Below are 23065 nucleotides of genomic sequence, written 5' to 3' on the forward strand. Positions count from 1 at the left end.
TGTAGGTGGGGGGTTGGGGTGGTGGGGGTATTGGGTGGGGGTCGGGGGTGGTGACGGTGGGTACGTAAGGTTGGTGACATGGTGTCGTCATCCACTTGACCGCCACACCCAAGGTTTGTGACACTGTGTCATGAAAGAGCCGTGCACATGTTGGGGTGAGCCGTGACCTCGTTCTCCGAGACCCTGAGAGCCGCCACCTGGGGCGACCACGAGTCGGCCGAGGGGGAGAGCTATCTCAAGGAGCTGATGGGCGGCCGCCTGAGCGAGCCCGAGTACGGCGAGATGGTCGCCCAGCACTACTTCGCCTACGTCGCCCTCGACTCGGTGTCGCGCGGGCTGAGCGGGCACCCGGTGGCGGGCCGGTTCGTCTTCCCGGAGCTCTACCGGGAGGCGGCGCTGGAGCGGGATCTGGCGACGGTGTACGGGCCGGGCTGGCGGGAGCGGATCGCGCCGTCGAAGGCGACGCGGACGCTGGTCGCGCGGATCGAGCAGGTGGCCGACTGGCCGGGCGGCTACATCGCCCACCACTACACCCGCTATCTCGGCGACCTGTCCGGCGGGCAGTTCATCCGGATGGAGCTGGAGAAGATCTACGGCTACCGCAGGGGCGGCGGGGGTGCCGACTTCTACGTGTTCGACGAGGTGGGCAGCCTGCCCCGGTTCAAGGACGAGTATCGGGCGCGGCTGGACGCGCTGGAGCTCGACGAGCGGGAGCGGCAGCGGATCATCCGCGAGGTGCGGCTGGCGTACCAGCTCAACACCGAGGTCCTGGCCGAACTCATGCACACGCTACGGGCCGCCGCCTGAGCGAAAGCCTACGATGGCCCTATGCCCCGCATCTCCGCCGCCACCATCGGCGAGCACCGTGCCCAGACGCGCGACCGGATCCTGCAGGCCGTCTCGCGCCTGTCGAGGGTGCAGGGCATCGACGCCATCTCGATGACGGACGTGGCGGGCGAGGCCGGCATCACCCGCACCGTGCTCTACAACTACTACCCGGACAAGGCGGCGCTGCTGCTGGCGTTCGCCGAGCGGGTGACGAGTTACTTCATCGACAGCTACGAGCGCGGCCTGCCGGAGGACGCCTCGCCGGCCGACCGGCTGCGGGCGTTCGTGCGGCTGCAGCTCGAGGGGCTGCTGGCGCACCCGCATCCGGGGGCGGCCGATCTGGGCGCGGCGCTGGGGCCGGACGCCTACCAGCGGCTGGCCGAGCACGTGGCGCCGATGCAGCGGGTGCTGCTGGACATCCTTGACGGCGGCGTCGCCTCGGGTGACTTCCAGGTGGCCGACCGGGCGGCGACGAGCCGCATGATCCTCGCGGTGGTCGGCGCCGAGCGGGTTCCGCTGATCAGCGGCGCGGTCACGGTGGACCAGGCGGCCGAGGTGGTCTCCGGGTTCGTGCTGCGCGCGCTCGCGGCCTCGCGATGAGCCATCTGGCGATCAGGTCGGCGCAGGGCCGCTGGGTGCTCGCCGCCACGGTGCTCGGCTCGGGCCTGGCGATGCTCGACAGCACGGTGGTCAACGTGGCGCTGCCGTATCTGGGCGCGGAGCTGCGCACGGGCATGGCGGGGCTGCAGTGGACGGTCAACGCCTACACGCTGACGCTGGCGGGGCTGATCCTGCTGGGCGGCTCGCTGGGCGACCGTTACGGCCGGCGGCGGGTGTTCCTCGTCGGCACGGTCTGGTTCGCGTGGGCGTCGGCGCTGTGCGGGCTGGCGCCGAACATCGAGTTCCTGGTGGCGGCCCGCGCGTTGCAGGGGGTGGGCGGGGCGCTGCTCACGCCGGGCTCGCTGGCGATCATCCAGGCGTCGTTCGACCGCGCCGACCGGCCGCGCGCGATCGGCGTCTGGTCGGGGCTCGGCGGGGTGGCGAGCGCGGTGGGGCCGCTGCTGGGCGGGCTGATGGTGCAGACCGTGGGCTGGCGGTGGGCGTTCCTGATCAATCTGCCGTTCGCGGCGCTGGTGGTGCTGGTGACGGCGCGGCACGTGCCCGAGAGCCGCGACGAGTCCGCCACGGGCCGTTTCGACGTGCTGGGGGCGGCGCTGGCCGCGCTCGCGCTGGCGGGGATCACGTACGGGCTGATCGAGCTGGGCGCGCCGGTGGTGCTGGGCGCGGGCGTGGCGCTGGGCGTGGCGTTCGTGTGGCTGGAGCGGCGCAGGTCGCCTGACGCGCTGGTACCGGTGAGGCTGTTCCGCAGCCGGGTGTTCAGCGCGGTGAACGTCGTGACGCTGATCATGTACGGCGCGATGGGTGTGGTGTTCTTCCTGCTGGCGGTGCAGCTCATCGTGGTGTCGGGGTTCACTCCGGTGGCGGCGGCCTCGGCGCTGCTGCCGGTCACGGTGCTGATGCTGGTGCTGTCGCCGCGGGCGGGCGACCTGGCCAAGCGCGTCGGGCCGCGGCTGCCGATGACGTGCGGCATCGCGCTGGCGGGCGTGGGGTTCGTGTGGATGAGCACGATCGGCCCCGGGGCCTCGTACGTGCTTCAGGTGCTGCCGGCGGTCACCGTGTTCGGGCTCGGCCTGTCGGCGGCGGTGGCGCCGCTGACGGCGACCGTGCTGGCCACGGTCGACGACCGCTACGCGGGCACGGCGAGCGGGATCAACAACGCGGTGGCGCGCACCGGCGGGCTGCTCGCGGTGGCGGCGGTGCCGCCGCTGGTGGGCCTGGTCGGCGACGCGTTCCAGAACGCGCCGGTGTTCGACGCCGGGTTCCGGCAGGCGATGCTGATCAGCGCGGGGATGATGGCGGTGGCCGCGCTGATCACCGCGGTCTCGATCCGGGAGAACGTGCTCAGAACGTGAACGCCTGCCTGCGGACGCTGTTGTCGAAGTTGGACACCAGCAGCTCGGGCTCGCCGACGGAGCGGATCTCCGGCAGCCGGGTCAGCAGCTCGCGGAACATCGTGCGCATCTCCTGGCGGGCCAGGTTGGCGCCGAGGCAGAAGTGCGGGCCGGGGCCGCCGAAGCCGACGTGCGGCTTGGTGTCGCGGGTGATGTCGAACCGGTCGGCATCCGGGAAGACCGACTCGTCCCGGTTGGCGGAGCCGTAGAAGAGCACGACCTTGTCGCCCTTCTTCAGCTCCAGGTCGCGCAGCGCGCAGTCCTCGGTGACGGTGCGGCGGAACTGCATGATCGGTGAGACGTAGCGGACCATCTCCTCGACGGCGCCGGCGATGTGCGCGTCGAAGTCACTCATCAGCAGCTCGCGCTGGGCCGGGTTGTCGGTGAGGAGCTTGATGCCGTGGGCCATGGTGTTGCGTGCGGTCTCGTTGCCGGCCACGAGCAGCAGCGCGAAGAACGAGCCGAGCTCGCGGTCGGTGAGCTTCTCGCCGTCGGGGTTGGCGGTGACGAGCAGGGAGATCAGGTCGCCCTTGGGGTCGGCGGCGCGCTCGTGCCCGAGCTTGATCACCATGCGCTGGAGGGCGAGCAGGGCCAGCATGTTCTGCCCGGCGAGCTGGACGCTGCGGGCCAGGCTGGGCCGGACGCCGGTGTAGGCGGTGGACACGTCGACGTGCTGGTGGACCTTGGCCCGCAGCTCGGCGGGGATGTCGAGCATGTCGCAGATGACGTGAATGGGGAGCCGGGCGGCGATCTGGGAGACGAAGTCGCGCGGCCCCTCCTTGACGGCGTCGTCGACGATGCGGGCGCACGCGGCCTCGATGCCGGACTGCAGCCCGGCGAGCATGCGCGGGCTGAACGACCGGGTGACGATGCGGCGCAGCCGGGCGTGCCGGGGGTCGTCCATGTTGACCATGGACTCGCCGAACACCTGCTTGACCCAGCCGGGCGGCTCGGGGTTGGTCACGGCCGGCTCGCTGGAGAACAGCTTGGCGTTGCGGCTGGCCTCGACCACGTCGGCGTGGCGCACCAGGGCGTAGAAGCCCTTGCCGGACCGCAGGAACGGCACCTTCTTCTCCGGGAAGAACACCGGCCGGTCCAGATCGCGGAGCCGGGCGAACGCCTCGTGTCGTTCTTTGAGCGGCTTGCGCCAGAAGTCGAGATCGGCGAGGTCGATGTCCACATGCCTATCCTGGCACGTTCCCGTGGAGTTAAGACCGGGTTCGGCTGGTGCGGACATTCCTAGAGGTATGAACGCTCTGCTGGCCGCCTGCCTGCTCCTCCCCCTCGCCGCCGGTACGGCCCCCGCCCAGGTGGCGCGGTGTTCCGGGACGCCGTCGGACTTCGACGCCGACGGCCGCCCGGACGTGGCGGTGGCGGCCCCGTACGACGACCGCAGGGCCGGTTCCGTGACGATCCTGTACGGGTCGGGCGAGCGGGTGAAGCTCGTCCAGGACGGCGCGGAGCCGGGTGACGCGTTCGGGTCGGCGCTGGCGACGGGCGACTTCGACGGCGACGGGTGCGCGGACCTGGCGGTGGGGGTGTCGGAGGAGTTCGCGGGCGAGCGGGTGCCCGGCGCCGACGGCAACGGCGTCGTGCAGCTCTATCACGGCTCCCCCGGCGGGCTGCGGCCCGGCGAGGAGCTGGCCCCGGCCCGGCCGTCGAGCGACCGGTTCGGGGCGTCGCTGGCCGCCGGGGACCTGGACGGGGACGGGCGCGACGAGCTGGCGGTGGGCGCTCCGGGCCTGCGTGGCGGGGGCGGCGTCACCGTGTACTGGATGAAGGGCCGCAAGCCGTACCTGATCAGTCAGCGGACGGGGTGGGTGCGGCAGGCGGCGCGCGCGACCGACCAGTGGGGCGAGTCGCTGGCGACGGGCGACTTCGACGGCGACGGCCGCGACGAGCTGGTGGCCGGCGCGCCGTCCGACAGCGTGACCCGGGACGGGCAGGGGTCGGTGACGGTGCTGGACGTGCGGCGGCAGCGGGCGCTGCGGATCACGCAGAGCTCGCCGGGGATCAAGGGGAGCGCGGAGAAGTGGGACGGGTTCGGGGCGGCGCTGGCGACCGGCGACTTCGACGCCGACGGCCGCGCCGACCTGGCGGTGGGCGTGCCGGGCGAGGGGCTGACGGCGAACCAGCGGGCGATGGACTACGGCGACGGCGCGCTGCACGTGCTGTACGGGACGCGCGCCGGGCTGCGGGGCGCCAGGTCGGAGATGTGGACGCAGACGCTGCTCAAGGGCACGCCGCGCTACTTCGACCGGTTCGGCGCGTCGCTGGCTGCCGGGGACTTCGACGGCGACGGGGACGACGAGCTGGCCGTCGGCGTGCCGGGCGAGAACGCGGTGCAGGTGCTGGCCGGGGGGCCACGCGGGGGCCTCGCCCGGCACGGCGACGTGCTGATCAAGGGGAAGGGCTGGTCGGTGTCGGCGCTGCCGGCCACCGGCGGGCTGCGCGCCCTGTCCGATCGCCCGCCGCTGGACGGGCTGGTGGTGGCCGCGCCCGACCGGGGCGTGGTGACGTACGTGCCGGGCGCGCGCGAGCGCGGCCTGCGCCCGGGCCGGGCGCGCGAGCTGGGCTCCGGCGAGGGCCTGTACGGTTACGCGATCGGCTGAGACCCGGGCTGCCGGTCCGGCCGGTGGGGCAGCGTGACCGTGAAGACGGCGCCCTTGCCCGGCTCCCCCGCCGCCGTGATCGTGCCGCCGTGCGCCTCCACCAGCGTGGCCGCGATCGCCAGGCCCAGCCCGGAGCCGCCGCTGCTGCGCGCCGGGTCGGCGCGGTAGAAGCGCTCGAACACCTCGGCGGCGGCCTCGCGCTCGCGGGCGGCGCGCTCGATCTGGCCGAGCATGCCGTTGAGCGCCCGGCCGAGCTTGCCGACCTCGGTGGTGCCGGCCCACTGCGGCACCCGGCGCGACAGGTCGCCGCCCGCGATGTCGCCGGCCGTACGCTCGATCTCGCCGAGCGGGCGCAGGCTGCGGCGCACCAGCCAGTGGCAGGCGAACCCGAGCACCAGCAGCGTCCCGCCGCCGCCCGCCGCGACGATGACGCCGAGCTGCGAGACGGTGGCGTCCACGTCGCCCAGGCTGATCGCGATCACCCGGGCGCCGCCGTCGCGCCGGGGCACGGCCACCACCCGCCAGCTCGGGCCGCCGGCGCTGCGGGACTCGACGGTGAACGGCCGGCCCGAGCGGCGGGCGACCTCGGTCGTGGTGAGCGGCGGCAGGTCGGGCAGGTGGCTCTCGGTCGACTCGGCGAGCGTGCGCGTGACCGTGCCGCCGGGGTCGACGAGCACCTGGTGGAACAGTCCGTAGAAGCGCTGCGGCCGTACCTGCGGCTGCGGGTCGGGCGCCGGCGGCATCGCCCGCCACGCGCCTCCGGCCGCGCGCAGCTGGTGGTCCACCCGCTCGACCAGGTAGCCGCGCAGCAGCCGGACCGCGAACAGTCCCGTCGCCGTGACGGCCACCGTGACCAGGAGCAGCGTGACGGAGACGAGCCGCAGCCACAGCGGGGCGCGGGCCAGGTGCCGCCTCATCCCCGCGGCGGGCGCGCGACGCCGGCCCTGGGGGTGGGGGTGACCGTGGCTGGGGGACCGTCCATGTCACCCAGGTATACCGTCCCTTTCTCCCGTTTTCCCACGGTTCGGGGCGTTGACAGCGGACGTTCAGGCGCCGGGGTCCGCCGGGATCGTGACCTGATGAGAGGTACGGGCGCGGGCCCCCCGGCGCGAGACCCGGTCGAGCGTGCGGAAGTCGGCGTCGAGGCCGTCGCGGGTGAGGCGGGCCATGATGTAGCCGCGCCGCTGGTCGATGTAGGCGATGTGCGGGTTCTCGGCCAGCGACTCGGCGATCCACGCGGAGTCGCGGTAGCCGTCGCCGTCGCTGGCGATCGAGGTCGTGACGAGTTCGCGGGCGACGACGGGCGAGTCGGGGTCGTCGAAGTCGGTCTTGAGGTCGGCCAGATGGTGCATGTGGGCGTCACCGGTCAGGACGACCGGGTTGGACGTGCGGGCGAGCGAGGTCAGCAGGCGGGTGCGCTCGGGGGCGTAGCCGTCCCAGGAGTCCAGGTTCACCTCACGGCCGGGGCCCGTCCGGTAGTCGCGGTGGGTCATGAGGATCTGCTGGCCGAGCAGGTTCCAGCGGGCGGGCGAGCCGCGCAGCCCCTCCTCCAGCCAGCGCCACTGGCCGTCGCCGAGCAGGGTGCGCTCCGGCGACAGCCGCTCGTCGCAGCCGGCCCGTACGCCGTCCTGGCACGCCTGGTCGTCACGGAACTGCCGGGTGTCGAGCAGGTGGAAGCGGGCCAGGCGGCCCCAGGAGACGCGGCGGTTGACGCGCAGGCGGGCGCCGTCGAGGCTGGCGCGGCGCAGCGGCATGTTCTCGTAGTAGGCGCGGAAGGCGTCGGCGCGGCGGCGGGCGAAGGCCGGGGCGCCGGTGCTGGAGACCGGCCCTGCCCAGTTGTTCTCCACCTCGTGGTCGTCGAAGGCCACCAGCCACGGCGCGGCCGCGTGGGCGGCCTGCAGGTCGCGGTCGCTCTTGTACTGGGCGTGCCGCAGCCGGTAGTCGGCGAGCGTGGCGCACTTGCCCGGCGTGTGCGAGCGGACCCGCCCGGCCGGCGCCGTGTAGCCGCTGGGACCGTACTCGTACAGGTAGTCGCCGAGGAACAGCACCAGGTCGGGCTCCTGCTCGGCCAGGCGGCGGTAGGCGGTGTAGTAGCCGTGCTCATAGTGGGCGCACGCCGCCACCGCGAACGCGAGCGGCGTCTCCGCGCCCTCGGCGGGCGTGGTCCTGGTGCGGCCCTCGGGCGACAGCCTGCCCTCGCTGCGGAACCGGTAGAAGTACTCGCGCCCCGGTTCCAGGCCGGTCAGCTCGACGTGCACGCTGTGGGCGGCCGACCGGCGGGCCGTGGCGGTGCCGGAGCGGACGATCCGGGTGAACCGCTCGTCGGTGGCCACCTGCCAGTCGACGTCCACGTCCCGCGCGGGCATGCCGCCCAGCCCGGCGCCGCCGAGCGGGTCGAGAGCCAGGCGGGTCCACAGCACGAACCCGTCCGCGCCCGGGTCACCGGACGCGACGCCGAGCGTGAACGGGTCGGCTTTGAGAGTTCTGGAGGGAGATGCGAGGAAGGTCGCGGGCACCGCCGCGAGGAAGGATCTGCGGTCCACGATCCAGGTATGTCCGGCAACGCTGACCCCGCCGTGACAGCGGCGTCACGGGCAGGTGAACAGCGCCGGTCAGTCGGACAGCGATTCGAGCAGGTCGCGGGCCCGCTCCACGCCGTCCTCGTCCTCCAGCTCGGCGAAACGCCGGGCGGCCTCCTCGCACAGCTCCGCGGCGCGGGCCGCGTCCTCGTACCAGTCCAGGACCGTCGCCTCGTCGTACGCCAGCTCGGCCAGGTCGCGGGCGGCCTCCGCCGGATCGGCGGCCGACAGCGCCTCCCGGGCCTCGGCGTACGCGCGCAGCGAGGTGGCGAGGTCGCTGGTCGAGTAGTAGACGCACTTCGCGGCCCTCGCCAGCGACCGGCCCGCCTCCAGCGGATCGCCCGCCGCCCGGTGCAGCGCCGCCGCCTCGGCGTAGGCGCGGGCCGCCTCCCGGTCGTCGTCCCGCTCGGCCAGGCGGTCGGCCAGCTCCGTCAGCGACGCCGGGTCGCGCAGCAGCTTCAGCGTCTCCAGCTCCCGCTCGGCCTCCCCCAGCTCGCGCAGCGCCGCGGCCAGCGTCCTGCGGGCCGCGTCCCGCTGCTCGCCGTCCGGGAGCGCCGCCACGGCCTCCTCGGCCGTCTCCGCCGCGTCCAGCACCCGGCCCGTGAGCAGGTACGCCCGCGCCAGGTCCACCCTGGCCAGCGCCGCCCGCCCCCGGTCCCCCAGCCCCGCGAACCCCGCGACCGCCTCCGCCAGCTCCCCCACGGCCGCCTCCAACCCCGGAGCCGAGCCACCCACCGCACGGACGGCGCCCTCCGGGGACGGTGCCGCTCCGCTCACGGACGCGCCGCTCTCCGGGGACGGCTCACCCTCCGGGGCGGGCGCTTCCTCCGAGGGGGCGGTTTCCGTGGGTGGGGTGGAGGTGGAGAAGGCGGTGGGGGTGGGGAGGAGGGCGGCGCCCCGGCGCCAGTGGGTGTGCGGGGAGCCGGTGGTGACGGGGCGGTGGTGGGCGACGAGGGGGAGGTGGCCGACCAGCGGGGTGGCGGCGAGCAGGGCCTCCAGGCGCCGGGTGGAGGTGTCGTTGCCGTTGCGGGCGTCGAAGCGGGCGGCGATCTCGCGGGCCCCGGCCTCCATCGTGGCGCGCAGTTCGGGGACGGGGACGTCGCGGCCGGCGCGGTGGACGGTGAGGTGGCCGTGGCCGGTCTCCTCCAGACGGCGCAGCAGCAGCGCGGCGCAGCCCATGAAGCGCCGCGCGTCGGAGGGGGACGGCGGCCGCTCCAGCAGCGGGAGTTCGCGTTGCAGGATCTCCAGCCCGCGCGCCTCGTTGCCGGTGAGCGCGCAGAACTCCATGTGGTCGCCGAAGTCGTCCAGGTAGGCGATGTTGCCCTGGACGAGCCGGTAGGCGCGCCGGTGCGCCTGGACGGCCTCGCGGTGGCGGCCGGTGCGCACGTAGGGCAGCATCAGCGTGGTGAGGATGCCCTGGGGCTGCACCTCGCAAGTGGTCTCGCCCTGAAGGATGGGCTGGGCGGCGGCGATGGCGTCCTCGTCACGGCCGAGGTGGACGAGGGCGGCGGCGGTGGAGTCGGTGTCGCACGCCTCGCAGTCGGACAGGCTGTCGCGGGGCGTGGTGCGCCAGCGGTGGAACCATTCGCGGGTGGCCTCGTCGTCGCCGAGGTGCAGGGCGATGAAGCAGCGCTTGGCGTGCACGGCGTGCAGCAGGTCGCCGGCCTGGCGGTAGCGGCGTTCCATGTCGTCGATGGCGTCGAGGGCGCGGCGCAGCGGGATGTCGGGGAAGCGCCGCATGTCGGCGATGATCCACTTGAAGTGCCAGAGCAGTTCGCGGGTCTCCCAGTGGCCCCAGCGGCCGGGTTCGGCGTCGTGGTCGGCGAGGTTGCGGGAGAAGACGGTGAACGCCTTCACGGGCTCGCCGCCGTACTGGTAGGCCTGGGTGAGGTCGAGCCGGGCGCGCACGATGAGGGCGTGCTCGCGCCGCGCCTCGGCCTCGCGCAGCGCGCGTTCGGCGAGGACGGTCCTGGCTTCTCCGTACGGCATCGCGCCGGCCTCGCTGAGCAGCGCCTGGACGTCCTCAGTCATGGGTGCCTCCCTGGACGGCCCAGTCGAGCAGGCCGAGGAACGAGCGGTTGAGCGTGGCGGTGTCGGCGGGGCGCAGCGGGTGGTGCCCGTGCAGGAGCGCCATGCCGTACAGCGCTTCGACGGCCGTGGCGGCGAGGGTGAGGTCGGGCAGGCCGGTGACGCGGCGGACGAGGGGGTTGCGGTGGTTGAGCACGAGCCTGGGCCGGTCGGCGGCGACGCTGCGTTCGAGGGCGCCGAGGACGTCGGCCCACAGCGCGTCGCCGGTGTCGCGGGCCTCGCGCAGGTCGGCGTGGTGCTGGGCGGCGCGGCTGGTGAGGTAGAGGGCGGGCAGCGAGGCGGGGTCGAAGTCGCGCAGCACGACCTCGCACCCGAGCGGGTCGAGGGCGCGGGCGGCGGCGGCCAGGAAGGGGCGGGCGCGCAGTTCGGCGTCGGGGTCGGCGGGGCCGAGGTGGGTGGCGAGCTCGGCGGGTTCGAGGCGGTCGAGGACGGCGCCGGGGTCGATGCGGCGCAGCCGGGCGAGGATCTCACTGTCGTAGACGTAGCCGCCGTTGACGAGGCCGACGCCCTGGGCGCCGGAGACGGCGGCGAGCTGGCGGAACTCGTCGACGCTGGTGGTGTAGCGCCCGCCGGGGTGGCGCAGGCGGAACTGGGCGAGGGTCATCGGCCCGGAGCTGGTCTCGTACTCCAGCCACTGGTCGACCAGGCGCAGCATGTCGTCGTCGTGCAGGGCGAGCGCCTTGACGCCGAGGTGGTGCAGGTTGAGGAAGGCGCGCAGCCCGGCGGGGTCGGTCTCGGCCAGGCGCACCAGCCAGGCGCGCAGGCGGCGGCCGAGCTCCTCGCGGGTGTGGTCGAGCAGGTCGTCCTCGTAGAGGGCTTCGCGGCTGGCGGTGGGGCGCAGTTCGGCGGCGTCGACGACGCAGCGGGCGAAGAACGCCCAGTCGGGCAGCAGCCCGTCGGCCGTCTCGGTGAGCAGCATGCGTTTGAGGTAGACGCGGTGGGTGCCGCGCACGGCGGGGTTGGCGGGGGCGGGCAGGATGTAGGCGACGCCGGTGAGCCCGGCTTCGGGCACGTCGAGGTCGACGACGTCGAGCGGGACGAAGCCGAACAGTTCCTCGCAGTGCGCCTGCAGGGCGCGGCGGCGGGCGTCGGGCGAGGGGTGGGCGGCCCGCCAGGGCGGGGTGCCGAGGGTGGTGCGGCGGCCGTTGACGGTGACGTCGACGGGCAGCAGCGAGCCGTAGAGTTCGGCGAGTTCGGCGACGGTGCGGGGGGCGGCCCATTCGGCGGCGTCGTGGCGGGTGCGCAGGGTGACGGTGGTGCCGGGTTCGGCGCGGTCGGCGGGGGCGAGCTCGACGCGGTAGCGGCCGTCGGAGCGGCCGGTCCACAGCACGGTGGGGCCGCCCTTGGCCGACCGGGTCTCGACGGAGATCTCGTCGGCGACGAGGAAGCCGGACAGCAGGCCGATGCCGAACTGGCCGAGGAACTCGTGCCGGGCGAAGCCGAGCTCGTCACGCTTGGAGGAGCGGCCGATGGTGGCCAGCAGGGCGTGGACCTCGTCCTCGGTCAGGCCGATGCCGGTGTCGCGGACGCTGATGAGCCCGCCGGTCGCCTCGATGGTGACGGTGGCGGGCGCGTCGGGGTCGGCGGCGCGCCGGGCGGTGATCGCGTCGGCCGCGTTCTGCAGGAGTTCGCGCACGTAGACGCGGGGGCTCGAGTACAGGTGGCGGCTGAGGAGATCGACCACGCCGCGCAGGTCCACTTGGAAGGCGTTGTCCACGCGGCACACCATAGATCACATAACCGACATTCCGCCCCGGGTTTAGGCCAGCAGCTCCCGCAGGCCGGCCGCGCCGGTGTAGAGGACTCCGGTCATGCCGGCCGCCTCGGCGCCCGCCACGTTGTCGGGCCGGTCGTCGACGAAGACGGCTTCGGCCGGGTCGGCGCCGAGCGCGCGGGCGACCTCGTCGTAGATCTCCCGGCCGGGTTTGACCAGGCCCATCCTGGCGCTGTAGAAGCGGTGCGGGATGGCGGCGATCCAGGGCAGCCGGTCGATGCCGTCGGCGGTCTCGGCGGGCGCGTTCGACAGCAGCGCCACGCCGCGCCCGGCGGCCAGCAGCTCGCCGAGCAGCGCGACCGCGCCGGCGTCGGGGTGGGACCAGCTCGCCACGTCCATCGCGACGAGCCGCGCCGACTCCTCGCCGGGCACGTCGCGGCCGAGCACCGCCGACCAGTAGGCGGGGGCGGTCAGCACGCCCCGGTCGAAGTCGAGGCGGTGCTTCCAGTAGCCGAGGCGGAAGGCCGCCGGGTCGGCTCCGGCGGCGGCCGCCATCGCGTCGACCTCGGCCTCGGGCTGGGCCAGGGACAGAACGTTGCCGTAGTCAAAGATGATCCACTTCATACGAGAAATGGTCGCAGATGCGGATGGATCGCCGGGCAGCCCAGGTATTTCTCGGCCGTGTGGAAGTCGATCCAGTCGAGGTTGACCAGCTCCTCGACGTCGATGCCGGTGAAGCTGCCGGCGAGGTCGGGCGGGATGGCGGCGATGTCGTCCTTGTCGGCGATGTTCACCCAGCGGGCCACGCCCTCGGGGCGGCTGCCCCGGCCGTTGATGGGCGCGGGCAGCAGCCGCTCGAAGACGACGTGGCGCATGCCGAGCGGGCTGCCGAGCGTGATGAGCAGATCGGTCCGCAGGTCGGGGTTGGCCCAGAAGGTCTCGTAGGCGACGACGCTGCCGAGCGAGTGGGCGATCACCACGTCCGGCTGGTTCTTCCGGATCGTCTGGGCCACCACGCGCTGGGTCTCGCGCCGCTTGGCGGCGTCGGTCAGGTAGGTGGCCACCTCGGGCGCGAACAGCTCGGCGAACGCGGCCGAGCGGCCGTCGAGCTTGTCGAGCAGCCAGCCGGTGAACGACTTCAGCGCGCCGGTCAGGTGCTCGCCGAGCCCCAGGTTGCGGGCCCACCCGGCGAGGACCCGCTCCCGGGCCTCGGCCACCGCCGCGGCCTCGCGCGGGCTGCCGGGCGGCCCCTCGTGCAGCAGGTGGGAGAAGTAGGCGACCTCGCTGAAGTAGCGGCGCTCCGGCCCGCCGCCGCAGGCGGCGTGCAGGTAGCGGTCCCATTTGGCGCGCATCGCCTCGGCCGCGCCCGCCGCGGAATGCCCCGCGTCGACGTAGTAGTTGTACTTGCCGATGCCGTGCACACCGACGATGCCCGCCACAGCCGCTCCCCTCGCCCCGTTGCTCTCGCGCGACTCTGGCATACGCCGTCCGCGCCGGGCCAGTCAACCGGTGACGGGAAATGCGCTTGCCGCGCGCGGGGGGCGGGCGGATACGGTGGTGTTCCGTAGCGAGACGGAACACAACGAAACATGACGGAACGAGGAAGGAGGAAGCGCTCATGCCGGGCCCACTGGTCGTCAACGACGCGGTCGTCATCCCCGACGCCGAGCTCGTCTGGCGCTTCTCGCGTTCCTCGGGCCCTGGCGGCCAGGGCGTCAACACCACCGACAGCCGGGTGGAGCTGACCTTCGACGTGGCCGCGTCCACCGCGTTCTCCGAGCCGCTGCGCGCCCGCGCGCTGGACCGCCTCGGCGCGCCGACGATCACGATCGCCGCCTCCGAGCACCGTTCCCAGTTGCGCAACCGTGAGGCCGCCGAGCAGCGGCTCGCCCAGCGCATCCGCGAGGCCATCGCGCCGCCGCCCAAGCGCCGCCGCCCGACCAAGCCCAGCCGGGGTTCGGTCGAGCGCCGCATCGCGGCCAAGAAGCACCGCTCCGACGTCAAGCGCCTGCGCCGCGACATCTGACGAGCCAGGGTCAATACGGCTAGCCCGGGGTGAGGACCGGCTCCCTGAGCCTGACGGTGAGCTGGACGGCCGGGCAGAGCTGGGCGACCACCTCGCGCACCTGGGCGCGCAGGTCGCGGGCCCACAGCCGCCCGTCGTCGTCGAAGTGCGGGCAGACCGGCGAGATGACCAGCTCGGCCCCCATGACCACGGCCCCGGCGGCCATCAGCTCCTTGTACAGCTCGGCCTGGGCCCACATCGCGCCGCACGCGCGGGCGCTGGCGCACATGACGGCCACGTGCTTGCCCGCGAGCGCCCCGCTCTCCGACAGCCAGGCCAGCGCGTACTCCAGCTCGGCGGGCAGCAGGCTGTGCTCGGGCGCGGTGATGACCACCGCGTCGGCCTCCTCGACGAGCGCGAGCAGCTCGCGCACGGCGCGCGGGGCGGGCCCGCCGGTGCAGGGGGGCGTCTCCCCCAGCCCCGGCCAGGCCTCGAAGCGGGCGCCGGGCGGCAGCTCGCCGCGCACCGCTTCCAGCAGCCTGTTGATGTACGAACCCGCGTGGAGGCTGGCGGCGATCCCGATGACTTTCACCCACTACTCCCCAGGCGGTCTTGGTGTAGGGCCGGTAGTCGGAAACCTGCCCGATGCCGTGGTTGTCCAAGACCATCCCCAGGTCAAGAGGATGCCCGGGTTGTCGCTTCCGGGGTCAGAGGGTGTCGCGCGGCCGCCGGAAGATCAGCACGAGCACGCGGAGCACGAGGATGGCGCAGATGACCAGCAGGTTGTAGCCGATCAGCTCGAACAGCCCCAGGTCGAGCTGGGCGCTGACGACGGGCCCGCCCTCGGTGCCGATCAGCAGCACCGCCATCAGCCCGGCGGTGGCGCCGAGCACGGTGAGCAGCACCTGGTGCAGCAGCCCGGTGACGAAGCGGCGGTCGCGCTCGTCGGCGAGCAGGCGCACGTTGAGCCCGAGGCGGCCGTGCTCGGCGGCGCTGGCGATGCGCTCGACGCGGCGCGGCAGGCGGCGCAGCATGGGCAGCAGGGCGGCGATCTCCTGGGTGGCGGCTTCCTTGAGCGTGCCGCCGTCGAGCTTCTCGGCCAGGTAGCGGCCGGCGAAGGCGCGGGCCTCGCCGATGAGGTTGAAGCCGGGCGAGAGCCGTACGAGCGTGCCCTCCAGGGTGGCCAGCGCGCGGAAGACGGCGGCGACCTCGGGCGGGATGGACAGCCCGTACGCGGAGACGATCTTGAACAGGTCGGTGAACATCTGGGCGCTGTCGAGGCCGGGCGCCAGGTGCTTGGCCATGAACTGGCCGAGCGCCCGCTCCAGGGCGGCCTCGTCGATGTCCTCGGGACGCGGAACGACCTCCAGCAGGGCGTCGGTGACGCCGAGCGGGTCCTGGCGGTTGAGGGCGAGCAGGAAGCGCTGCAGCGCCGAACGGATGGAGCCGTCGAGGCGGCCGACGCTGCCGAAGTCGAGCAGGCCGAGCGTGCCGTCGTCGAGCAGCATGAGGTTGCCGGGGTGCGGGTCGGCGTGGAAGACGCCTTCGACGAGGATCTGGCGGAGCAGGCAGTCGAGCAGGTCGCGGGCGAGCGCGGGGGCCTGTTCGGGGGTGGCGGTGGTGACCGGCCTGCCGTGGAGGCGCTGCATGACCAGCACGCGTTCGGTGCACATGGCGGCGACGGGGGCCGGGTAGGTGACGCCGCCGCCGTCGGAGGCGGCGACGGCAGCCATGTTGGCCGCCTCGACGCGGAAGTCGAGCTCCTCGCGGATGGCGGCGGCGAACCCCTCGGCCAGGTCGCGCATGCCGAGCGAGCGGCCCCAGCGGGTGCGTGACTCCAGGGTGGCGGCCAGCCGCCGGACGATGTCGAGGTCGCGGGCCACGGTCCGGCCGATGCCGGGCCGCTGCACCTTGACCACGACGCTCTCGCCGCTGTGCAGGCGGGCGGTGTGGGCCTGGCCGATGGAGGCGGCGGCGAGCGGGGTGCGGTCGAAGGCGGCGAACACGGTGTCGACCGGCCCGCCGAGCTCGGCGGCCAGCACCGGCTCGATCTGCTCCCAGGGGGCGGGCGCGACCTGGTCCTGAAGGCGGCCGAGCTCGTCGGTGAACTCGGCCGGCAGCAGGTCGCGCCGGGTGGACAGCACCTGCCCGAGCTTGACGAACGTGACGCCGCCGTCCTCCAGGGCGGCGCGCAGCGAGCGTGCCAGCCGGACCTTGCCGGTGCGGTCGTCGAGGCGGTCGCCCCGGCCGCGCAGGTAGGGGCCGAGGCCGTGGCGCACGGCGATCCTGGTGATCTGCGAGTAGCGGCGGCCCCGGGAGATCCGGCCGCGCAGCGACCGGAAGAACTCCAGCGGCCCGGGGATGGACCCGGGCGGGATCAGCGCCTCGGCCAGCACCAGGATGACCATCGGGATGAGCACGACGCACATCACGACGAGGAACAGCACCCACAGGGCGCCGATCCCCGGGTCCTCGGCCGCCGTCGGGCCGCCGCCGGGCGGCCGCTCGCCGAACGACGCGAGGATCGGCGACAGCAGCGGCTGGGCGAGCGTGAAGGCCGCCAGGCCGGCCAGGAAGGTGCGGATCGCGCCGAACCTGACGTCCAGCAGCCGCTGCGCCACCACCGCCAGCGCGATGATCATCAGCAGCGCGAAGAACGAGAAGAACAGGCTCAGGGGGAGATCCATAGGGACAGATCCTCCCATGCCGGGTCAGCCCCGGGCGCGGGCCTTGCGCTCCTCGCGGCGGGCGACGAACCGGGCGGCCGTGGTCTCGGCCTTGGCCAGGAACGCGGCCAGCTCCTCGCGCGCCTGCTCGCCCTCGGGGCCGAGCCCGCCCTTGTCGAACACGCTCCACTGGCGCAGCACCGGCATGAGCACGTCGTCGAGGTGCAGGCGCAGGTCGTAGATGCCCTCGTGGGCGATCGTCATGGCCATCCGGGTGAAGCCGGCGATGTTGGAGCCGGGCATCTGGAAGGTGGTGACGACGTCGGTGACGGCCCGCATGGTCTGGTCCGGGTCCAGCTCGAAGGCGGCCTTGAGCAGGTTGCGGTAGAAGAGCATGTGCAGGTTCTCGTCGGCGGCGATGCGGGCCAGCAGCCGCTCGCAGCCCTCCTCGCCGGAGGCCCTGCCGGTGTTGCGGTGCGCGATGCGGGTGGCCAGCTCCTGGAAGGAGACGTAGGCGAGCTGCTGCAGCATCGTGCCGTACTCGGTGACGAAGCCGCTCTGCATGTGCGACATGCGGGCCCGCTCCAGCGCGACGGGGTCGACCGCGCGGGTGACGGTCAGGTAGTCGCGGATCGCGGTGCCGTGGCGGTCCTCCTCGGCGGTCCAGCGGTGCACCCAGGTGCCCCACGCGCCGTCACGCCCGAACGTGCTGGCGATCTCGTGGTGGTAGCTGGGCAGGTTGTCCTCGGTGAGGAGGTTGACGATGAGCGAAACGCGGGCGGGTTCCGGCAGCTTGGAGTCGCCCTCCTGCCAGGCCTGGCCGCCGTAGGGCCCGTCGAAGTCGCGCCCCTCGCTCCACGGGATGTACTCGTGCGGGAACCACTCCTTGGCCACTTTCTCGTGGCGGTCGAGTTCGCCGGCCACCACCGGCTCCAGCTCGTGCAGCAGCTGCGTCTGGGTCATCGCCATGCAAGGATCCTCTCCCTCAAGGTTACGGCACCGTAGGTTAGATTACCGGAAGGACATACAGGTCAAATAAGGTGGGGCGTATGCGGCCGAGCGTGCGAGGTGTCCTGCTCGACGACGACGAGCGCCTGGTGATCTTCCGGCGTACGGTGCCGGGCCGGGAGGTCTACTGGTCGGTGCCGGGCGGCCACGTGGAGCCCGGAGACGCGAGCCTGGAGCACACCCTCCACCGCGAGCTGCTGGAGGAGCTCGGCGCCACCGTCTCCTCCGTCACGCCGCTGACGACGGTCAGCTATCCGTGGCAGGGCGGGGTCAAGACCCAGCACGTGTACGGGTGCCGCCTGCTGTCGATGGACCCGGCGCTGCGGCACGGGCCGGAGTTCGAGGACCCGGCGCGCGGGGTGTACGAGGTGGAGCGGGTGCCGCTGCGGGAGGCGGAGATCACCTCCCGCCACCTCATCCCCGAGGCGGTGGCCGACTACCTGTCGGCGCACATCACGGCGCTGCCCCGGCTCATCGCCGGCTCCCGCTGACCCCCGGCTGACGCCGCCTTCAGCTCCCGGCGGGCTCGATCAGGTCGACGAGGTCGGCCACGGAGTCGACGATCAGCGACGGCCGGTAGGGGAAGCGGTCGACCTCGTGGCGCTGGGTGACGCCGGTGAGGACGAGGATGGTGAACAGGCCCGCCTCCATGCCGCAGACGATGTCGGTGTCCATCCGGTCGCCGATCATGGCGGTGGTCTCGCTGTGGCCGCCGATCTCGTTGAGCGCGCTGCGCATCATGCGCGGGTTGGGCTTGCCGACGAAGTACGGCTCGACGCCGGTGGCGCGGGTGATCATGGCGGCGACGGCGCCGCACGCGGGCAGCGAGCCCTCGGTGGAGGGACCGATCGGGTCGGGGTTGGTGGCGATGAAGCGCGCGCCGGCCTCGATGAGCCGGACGGCCCGGGTGATCTGGGTGAAGCTGTAGGTGCGGGTCTCGCCGAGCACCACGTAGTCGGGGTCGAGGTCGGTGAGCACGTAGCCGGCGGCGTGCAGCGCGGTGGTCAGCCCGGCCTCGCCGATCACGTACGCGGAGCCGCCGGGCCGCTGGTCGTCCAGGAACTGGGCGGTGGCCAGCGCCGAGGTGTAGATCGAGTCGGCGGGCACGTCGAGCCCGGCCCCGGCCAGCCGGACCGACAGGTCGCGCTGGGTGTAGATGGAGTTGTTGGTCAGCACCCGGAAGCGTTTGCCCGACTCGCCGAGCCGCTTGATGAAGTCGTCGGCGCCGGGCACCGGCCGCCCCTCGTGGACCAGGACGCCGTCCATGTCGGACAGCCAGAAGTCGATCCGCTTACGCTCGGTCACGCGGCCATCGTACCGAGCGCGGCTCATCGACTTTCCCCCCGGTACGTGAACAATGTTCTTCATGTCGTTCACTGAATCCGCGCTGGACATGCGGGACGAACTCGTCCGCCTCCGTCACTCGCTGCACACCACGCCGGAGCTGGGGCTCATGCTGCCGCGCACCCAGGAGAAGGTGCTGGCGGCGCTCGACGGGCTGCCGCTGGAGATCACCCTCGGCACCCGGCTCAGCTCGGTCACGGCGGTGCTGCGGGGCGGGCGGCCGGGCCCGGCCGTCCTGCTGCGCGGTGACATGGACGCGCTGCCGGTCGCCGAGCGCAACGACCTGCCCTACCGCTCGCAGATCGCCGGCCAGATGCACGCGTGCGGCCACGACCTGCACACCGCGATGCTCGCCGGGGCGGCGCACCTGCTGAGCGCCCGCCGGGAGGAGCTCGCCGGGGACGTGATCTTCATGTTCCAGCCGGGCGAGGAGGGGCACGAGGGCGCCAAGCACATGATCGAGGAGGGCGTGCTCGACGCGGCGGGCGAGCGGCCGGTGGCGGCGTACGGGATGCATGTCGTCTCCTCAATGCTGCCGCTGGGGCTGTTCGCGTCGCGGCCGGGGCCGATCATGGCGGCGGCGGACGTGTTCCAGGTGACGGTCAAGGGGCGCGGCGGGCACGGCTCCAGCCCGCACCGGGCGCTGGACCCGATCCAGGCGGGCTGCGAGATGGTGGCGGCGATCCAGTCGATGGTGACGCGCACGTTCGACGTGTTCGACCCGGTGGTGGTGACGGTGGGCAGCTTCCACGGCGGCTCGGCCGACAACGTGATCCCGGACGAGGCGGTCTTCCAGGCGACGGTGCGCACGTTCAGCCCGGGCAACCGGACGCTGGTGAAGCGGCGGCTGGTGGAGGTCGTCGAGGGCGTGGCGGCGGCGCACGCACTGGGCGTGGAGACCTCCTTCGGCATGGGCTACCCGGTGACGGTGAACGACCCGGTGGAGGCCGGGTTCGCCGGGCGCACGGCCGACGGGCTGTTCGGGCCCGGCCGTTTCTTCGTCCCGCCGCAGCCGGTGATGGGGTCGGAGGACTTCTCGTACGTGCTGGAGGCGGTGCCGGGGGCGTTCGTGTTCCTGGGGGCGTGCCCGCCGGGGCTGGACCCGGCGACGGCGGCCTACAACCACTCGCCGGAGGCGCTGTTCGACGACGCGGTGCTGCCCGACGGGGCGGCGCTGTACGCCTCGCTGGCCCACGAGCGGCTGGCCCTGGCCGCCGCGGACCCGGCCGCCGCGGCCGATGCGGGCCTGGGCGGTTGACCGGCCCGGGCCGATGAGGTCCCGGCCGCTCGCGCTGGTCGAGCGGCCGGTTCCGGTGGCCGGGCCGGGCGAGGTGCTGGTGCGCGTGGAGGCGTGCGGGGTGTGCCGCACGGACCTGCACCTGGCCGAGGGCGACCTGCGGTCGAGGCGGCCGCTGACGGCGCCGGGCCACCAGGCGGTCGGCCGGGTGGTGCGGCCGGGAGGCGGCGACGGCGGGCGGGTCGGGGTGGCGTGGCTGCGCTCGACGTGCGGGCGCTGCCGCCAGTGCGCGCGCGGCCTGGAGAACCTGTGCCCGGAGTCCGCCTACACGGGGTGGGACGCCGACGGCGGGTTCGCCGAGTACCTGACCGCTCCGGCCGCGTACGTGTACCCGCTGCCGGAGGACGCGCCCGCCGAGACGCTGGCGCCGCTGCTGTGCGCCGGCATCGTCGGCTACCGGGCGCTGCTGCGCTGCGACCTGCCCGAGGGCGGCAGGCTGGGCGTGTACGGGTTCGCGCGTCGGCGCACCTGACCGCCCAGGCCGCGATCGCGCGCGGGGCGGTGGTGCACGTGGTGACCCGCTCGCCGGCGGCCCGCGCGCTGGCGCTGGAGCTGGGCGCGGCCTCGGCCGGCGACCGGCCGCCCGAGCCGCTGGACTCGGCCATCCTGTTCGCGCCCAGCGGAGACCTGGTGCCGGTGGCGCTGGAGGCGCTGGAGCGGGGCGGCACGCTGGCCGTCGCCGGCATCCACCTGACGGACGTCCCGCCGCTGGACTACGAGCGGCACCTGTTCCAGGAGCGCACGCTGCGCAGCGTCACGGCCAACACCCGCGCGGACGGGCGGGCGTATCTGGCGCTGGCGGCCGAGCGCCCGCCGGTCGTGAAAACCGTCCCGTACGCCTTCGAGGAGGCGGACCGGGCGCTCGCCGATCTGGCAACCGGGCAGGTCAGCGGTGCTGCCGTGCTCCGCATAGGCTGATGGCCCCCGGGTGGAGACGAGCGCCATCCGAGCGGGTGATGAAGGAAAGTTACATTAGCCTCACAACATCTGGAGATTATTGACGCGCCCCCGGCGCGATCGTAGGGTCCGGACAACCCCTACAGATCCTCAACAGGTTCGACACCCCCGGAGCGGCAGATGAAGCGACTAGCAGCGGTAGTGGCGTTGCTGGGTCTTGCCACCGCCACAGCGTGCAGCGGCGGCGAAGGCACCACCAACACGTCAGGTTCGTCCGGCGGCGGTGGCGGCCTGTTCACCACGATCGACGTGAACCGGCCCGGCCTGGAGCCGTCGGCCCCGCCCAACCCGTACGCCCCCAAGGGCAACTCGTTCTCCGCCTTCAACTCGATGAAGCTCGGCTGGGTCAAGAACCACCTGACGGACCCGAACGTGGCGCTGCCGGGCCTGGCCGCGAGCTGGGAGATCGCCCCGGACAACTCCTCCATCACGCTGAAGCTCCAGCCCAACGCCAAGTGGTCCGACGGCAAGCCGGTCACCGCGCAGGACGTGCAGCTCTCCATCGGCATCGCCTACACCGTCGGCAGCACGGCCTTCGCCGTGACGCCCGGCGCGGCGGGCGCGGCCGGTGAGGTCACCGTGGTCGACGACCAGACGCTGAAGATCACCCAGAACATGGACAACCCCAGTCCGAAGTTCGCGCGCGGCGTCCTCGACACCACGGTCGTGCCCGCGCACGTGTGGAGCAGCGTCCTGCCCGCCGACTTCTGGGACAAGATCAAGACCGCCCGCGGCGAGGGCGCCGACGCCGAGAAGGCCCGCGAGGAGATCACCGGCCTGGGCGAGAAGGTGCTCGCGTTCGCGCCGCAGAAGGACGTCTCGGCCGGCCCGTTCGTGCTGGAGCGGGTCAACCCCGGCGAGGCGCTGCTGGTCAAGAACAAGAACTTCTTCAACGCCGCCAACGTCGCGCCCGACCAGGTGAAGTTCCTCAACTACACCGGCAACGAGCAGATCTGGAACTACCTGACCTCCGGCAAGCTCGACCACTCCGGCTTCGTCGCCGCCCCCACCGACGTGATGAACCGCATCAAGGCGGCGCCGGGCAGCGAGGTCATCAAGGGCTACTCGCCGGTCGCCGTCGGCCTGGCGTTCAACCAGAGCAAGAAGCCGTACGACAACGTGCACGTGCGCCGCGGCCTGGCTCACCTGATCAACCGCGAGGAGGTCACGAAGGTCGCCTCGCCCGAGGGCGGCACCGCGGCCACCACGACCAGCGGCATCCACCAGAAGGCCGCCCAGGCCTGGATCCCCGAGACCGTCCCGCAGCTCGAGCCCTACGCTCCCGACCTGGCCAAGGCCGAGGAGGAGTTCAAGAAGGCCGGCCTGCAGAAGAAGGACGGCAAGTGGGCCCTGGCCGACGGCACGCCGTGGAAGGTCTCCATGCACGCGCCGTCCGGCTTCTCCGACTGGCTGTCGGCGCAGGAGAACATCAAGAGCCAGCTCATCAAGGGCGGCGTCGACGCCGAGGTCGTCACGACCACCGACTACCCGCTCTACCTGGAGGAGCTGGCCGCCGGCAAGTACGACGCGGGCTTCTGGCTGATGGCGCTCGGCCCCGCGCCGTACGACATCTTCCAGCGCCTCTACGGCGCCTCCAACGGCTGGACGAACGTCCAGGGCAAGGTGTCGCACTCCGCGCCCGGCAAGAACGGCAACTGGATGGGCGGCCCCGAGGAGATCGAGGTCGACGGCGAGAAGATCAACCCCGGTGAGCTGACCGGCGAGCTCAACTCGGCCACCGCCGAGGAGGCCAAGCCGATCATGGCCAAGCTGGCCAAGGCCGCCAACCAGGACCTGCCCGTCATCCAGCTCTGGGACTACGTCAACACCCAGTTCGTCAACAACAGCCGCTTCACCGGCTGGCCGCACGATGACGAGATCCTCCGCCTGGGCACCGGTGTGCTCGCCTCCGGTGTGTGGATCCAGGCTGGCATGATCAAGTCGAAGAAGTAATC

Annotated in this window: 21 protein-coding genes; 10 read left to right on the forward strand and 11 right to left on the reverse strand. The window is 73.1% G+C overall.

What is annotated here, in order from left to right; genetic code table 11:
• Positions 1–162: 162 nt before the first annotated feature.
• From KME80_RS38990 to KME80_RS39000, 3 genes are read left to right on the forward strand one after another with little or no spacing between them, the layout of a single operon-like run.
• Positions 163–807 carry a biliverdin-producing heme oxygenase gene (locus KME80_RS38990; protein ID WP_219513990.1) on the forward strand — a complete coding sequence of 215 codons (645 nt, stop codon included), beginning with the start codon at positions 163–165 and terminating at the stop codon, positions 805–807.
• 21 nt (positions 808–828) lie between these two features.
• On the forward strand, positions 829–1428 hold the full coding sequence (locus KME80_RS38995) for a TetR/AcrR family transcriptional regulator (RefSeq protein WP_219513998.1): 600 nt from the start codon (positions 829–831) through the stop codon (positions 1426–1428).
• Positions 1425–2801, forward strand: coding sequence for an MFS transporter (locus KME80_RS39000; RefSeq protein ID WP_219514000.1), 1377 nt, complete (start codon positions 1425–1427; stop codon positions 2799–2801). Before KME80_RS38995 ends, KME80_RS39000 begins: the two co-directional genes overlap by 4 nt.
• Here KME80_RS39000 and KME80_RS39005 read toward each other — a convergent pair.
• Positions 2791–4020: a cytochrome P450 gene (locus tag KME80_RS39005; protein ID WP_308126103.1), complete on the reverse strand. Its 1230-nt coding sequence runs from the start codon at positions 4018–4020 to the stop codon at positions 2791–2793. The genes KME80_RS39000 and KME80_RS39005 overlap by 11 nt on opposite strands.
• Positions 4021–4087: 67 nt before the next feature.
• Between KME80_RS39005 and KME80_RS39010 the strand changes: the two genes are divergently transcribed.
• Positions 4088–5452, forward strand: a complete 1365-nt coding sequence (locus KME80_RS39010; RefSeq protein WP_219514004.1) for an FG-GAP and VCBS repeat-containing protein — start codon at positions 4088–4090, stop codon at positions 5450–5452.
• Here KME80_RS39010 and KME80_RS52280 read toward each other — a convergent pair.
• The 6 genes from KME80_RS52280 to KME80_RS39040 form a co-directional block, all read right to left on the reverse strand.
• Positions 5437–6369: a HAMP domain-containing protein gene (locus tag KME80_RS52280; protein ID WP_219514006.1), complete on the reverse strand. Its 933-nt coding sequence runs from the start codon at positions 6367–6369 to the stop codon at positions 5437–5439. The genes KME80_RS39010 and KME80_RS52280 overlap by 16 nt on opposite strands.
• Positions 6370–6498: 129 nt before the next feature.
• Complete coding sequence (locus tag KME80_RS39020) at positions 6499–7995, reverse strand: alkaline phosphatase D family protein (RefSeq protein ID WP_308126104.1); 1497 nt, start codon at positions 7993–7995, stop codon at positions 6499–6501.
• 69 nt (positions 7996–8064) lie between these two features.
• Positions 8065–10062, reverse strand: coding sequence for an RAD23 family protein (locus tag KME80_RS39025; protein WP_219514008.1), 1998 nt, complete (start codon positions 10060–10062; stop codon positions 8065–8067).
• Positions 10055–11836, reverse strand: a complete 1782-nt coding sequence (locus KME80_RS39030) for an HSP90 family protein (RefSeq protein ID WP_308126105.1) — start codon at positions 11834–11836, stop codon at positions 10055–10057. Before KME80_RS39030 ends, KME80_RS39025 begins: the two co-directional genes overlap by 8 nt.
• Positions 11837–11878: 42 nt before the next feature.
• Positions 11879–12457, reverse strand: coding sequence for an HAD family hydrolase (locus KME80_RS39035; protein ID WP_219514018.1), 579 nt, complete (start codon positions 12455–12457; stop codon positions 11879–11881).
• On the reverse strand, positions 12454–13272 hold the full coding sequence (locus KME80_RS39040; protein WP_219514020.1) for a hypothetical protein: 819 nt from the start codon (positions 13270–13272) through the stop codon (positions 12454–12456). The genes KME80_RS39035 and KME80_RS39040 overlap by 4 nt, the downstream gene beginning before the upstream one ends.
• Positions 13273–13451: 179 nt before the next feature.
• Here KME80_RS39040 and arfB point away from each other — a divergent pair, with 179 nt between their 5' ends.
• Complete coding sequence (gene arfB, locus KME80_RS39045; RefSeq protein WP_219514028.1) at positions 13452–13859, forward strand: alternative ribosome rescue aminoacyl-tRNA hydrolase ArfB; 408 nt, start codon at positions 13452–13454, stop codon at positions 13857–13859.
• Between the two features lie 19 nt (positions 13860–13878).
• Here arfB and KME80_RS39050 read toward each other — a convergent pair whose 3' ends face one another.
• From KME80_RS39050 to KME80_RS39060, 3 genes are all read right to left on the reverse strand, one after another.
• The gene (locus tag KME80_RS39050) at positions 13879–14430 is read right to left on the reverse strand and encodes an NADPH-dependent FMN reductase (protein ID WP_219514038.1); all 552 of its coding nucleotides are present in this window, start codon (positions 14428–14430) and stop codon (positions 13879–13881) included.
• A gap of 115 nt (positions 14431–14545) precedes the next feature.
• On the reverse strand, positions 14546–16525 hold the full coding sequence (locus tag KME80_RS39055; protein WP_219514040.1) for an ABC1 kinase family protein: 1980 nt from the start codon (positions 16523–16525) through the stop codon (positions 14546–14548).
• Between the two features lie 24 nt (positions 16526–16549).
• Positions 16550–17473, reverse strand: coding sequence for an acyl-ACP desaturase (locus tag KME80_RS39060; RefSeq protein WP_219514043.1), 924 nt, complete (start codon positions 17471–17473; stop codon positions 16550–16552).
• An 80-nt stretch (positions 17474–17553) separates the two neighbouring features.
• On the opposite strand from KME80_RS39060, the gene KME80_RS39065 reads away from it, so the two are divergent.
• Complete coding sequence (locus KME80_RS39065) at positions 17554–18003, forward strand: NUDIX hydrolase (RefSeq protein WP_219514045.1); 450 nt, start codon at positions 17554–17556, stop codon at positions 18001–18003.
• A 19-nt stretch (positions 18004–18022) separates the two neighbouring features.
• Here the strand turns inward: KME80_RS39065 and KME80_RS39070 are convergent, their stop codons facing one another.
• A complete protein-coding gene (locus KME80_RS39070) occupies positions 18023–18778 on the reverse strand; it encodes an HAD-IIA family hydrolase (RefSeq protein ID WP_246646480.1) in 756 nt (251 codons plus the stop codon).
• 100 nt (positions 18779–18878) lie between these two features.
• Between KME80_RS39070 and KME80_RS39075 the strand changes: the two genes are divergently transcribed.
• The 4 genes from KME80_RS39075 (at position 18879) to KME80_RS39085 (ending at position 23063) form a co-directional block, all read left to right on the forward strand.
• A complete protein-coding gene (locus KME80_RS39075; protein WP_219514055.1) occupies positions 18879–20114 on the forward strand; it encodes a M20 metallopeptidase family protein in 1236 nt (411 codons plus the stop codon).
• A gap of 13 nt (positions 20115–20127) precedes the next feature.
• A complete protein-coding gene (locus tag KME80_RS53420; protein ID WP_372455421.1) occupies positions 20128–20625 on the forward strand; it encodes an alcohol dehydrogenase catalytic domain-containing protein in 498 nt (165 codons plus the stop codon).
• A 41-nt stretch (positions 20626–20666) separates the two neighbouring features.
• Positions 20667–21071, forward strand: coding sequence for a hypothetical protein (locus tag KME80_RS53425; protein ID WP_372455422.1), 405 nt, complete (start codon positions 20667–20669; stop codon positions 21069–21071).
• 159 nt (positions 21072–21230) lie between these two features.
• Positions 21231–23063: an ABC transporter substrate-binding protein gene (locus tag KME80_RS39085; protein ID WP_219514057.1), complete on the forward strand. Its 1833-nt coding sequence runs from the start codon at positions 21231–21233 to the stop codon at positions 23061–23063.
• The last annotated feature ends 2 nt before the right edge of the window (positions 23064–23065 follow it).

This window comes from Nonomuraea ceibae (genome assembly GCF_019396325.1).
GTDB classification, from domain to species: domain Bacteria; phylum Actinomycetota; class Actinomycetes; order Streptosporangiales; family Streptosporangiaceae; genus Nonomuraea; species Nonomuraea ceibae.